This is a genomic window from Kitasatospora sp. NPDC057512, from assembly GCF_042802135.1.
GTDB lineage: Bacteria > Actinomycetota > Actinomycetes > Streptomycetales > Streptomycetaceae > Kitasatospora.
On record NZ_JBHVET010001168.1, the window covers coordinates 1 to 1,568 of the forward strand.

The window sequence follows — 1,568 nt, forward strand, 5'->3', positions numbered from 1 at the left end:
GGGCCGCCCCACGGTCCTTGCGGCGTCCGCTACTTGTCGCTGTAGGGGGCGTCGTCGTTGAACAGGCGCATCCCGGGGATGCGCAGGGTGCCGCCGAACTGGCCGGCCTGCTTGGCGGTGACGCCGGTCAGCTCCAGGTCCAGCGGGATCGGGATGGAGCCGATCAGGTCGTACAGCCAGCGCGGCAGGGTGTCCGGGGTGAGGGTGATCTCGCCCAGGTCGATCGGGATCGGCAGGCCCAGCACCTTGGAGAGGTGGCCGGACAGCCGCTCCACGTACATGGTGACCGGGCCCTTGCGCATCGTCGAGGTGGAGCCCGGGGCGCCCTGGACGTGGAAGGTGACGCCGTTGCCCTCCAGGGTCGACATGTCGAGGTTGTCGATGTCCACGCTGTCGACCACGAACTTCAGGACCCGCTTGGTGCCGGTCAGGGTCTTCACGTCGTAGACGCCGTGGAAGGCCGCGCCGTGCAGGGCGAGCCGGCTGGTCTTCAGGGTCCAGTTCTGCTCCGGGACGACGTGCCCCGGGGCGGGCGCGCCGGCGGTCAGGCCCCGGGCGTCCACATCGCAGTTGGGGTTCTCGGTGGGCGTGCCGGACGGGCTGCCGGAGGTGCCCGCGGAGGGCGTCGCCGAGGCGTCCGCGGAGGGCTTCGGCTTGGTGCTCGCCTTGCCGCTCGGCGTGGCGGTGGGCGAGGCGGTCGGCGAGGGCTCGTCGGCGGCGGGCTGGGTCGCCGGCGGCGCGGCCTGGGGTGCGGCGGCGGCCGGGGCCTGCACCGGGGCGTCCGCGTGCGGGGCGGGGGCGGCCGGAGCGGCCGGGCCGGCGGGCGGCGCGGGGGTGGTCGCCGGGGCTCCGCTCGGGGGCGGGGTCGGGCTCGGCGCGCCGTTCGGGGTGAGCAGCCGGTTGACGCCGTCGACGAGGCCGTCGATCAGCCCCGCCCGGGCCGCCGGGCCGGTGGTGGTGGGCGTCGCGGCGGCCGGCGGCTTGACCGGCGAGGTGGGCTGCTGGGCCGGCCCGGTGGTCGGTGCCTGGGTCGGCGCCTGGGACGGCACCGAGCCCGGGTCCGTCGAGGGGCCGGCGGTGGGCGTGGTGCCCGGAGCGGTGCCCGGAGCGGTGGACGGGCCCGGCGGCGGCTCGGGCAGCTCGCTCTTGGGCACCGGCGTCTCGACCGGCGCGACGTCCGGCACGGCGGCCGGCGCGGTGCCGCAGGGCTTGCCCGCCACGGACTCGGCGACCGCCGGGTTGGGTGTGTAGGCGGCGGCCATCAGCAGCGCGGTCGGCACCGCGGCCAGCGCCAGCGCCCGGCCCCGCAGCCGGACCCGTACGGGCGTGCGCGGGGCCGCGTGCCGACCGGAGCGCTGCGCGGGAACGGTCGTACCGTCGGCTTGCTCGGCCGGCCCGGTCACCGCGCCTCCTCCTGGTCCACGGTGGCGGCCTGCTTCCGGTCCACGGCGACGGCCTGCTTCGGGACGGCCAGCTCGGTTTCGGCGGCCTGCGGCGCGCCCTGGGCGGGCAGCTCGGCGGTGGGCGCCTCGACGGCGCCGTCGGTGGCCGGCCCGGTGGCGACGCTC

General features: G+C 77.7%; 1 protein-coding gene. It reads right to left on the reverse strand.

Annotation, left to right across the window (positions count from 1 at the left end; genetic code table 11):
* Positions 1–29 precede the first annotated feature (29 nt).
* A complete protein-coding gene (locus tag ACFU6K_RS38600; protein ID WP_380671278.1) occupies positions 30–1,403 on the reverse strand; it encodes a hypothetical protein in 1,374 nt (457 codons plus the stop codon).
* Positions 1,404–1,568: the final 165 nt, after the last annotated feature.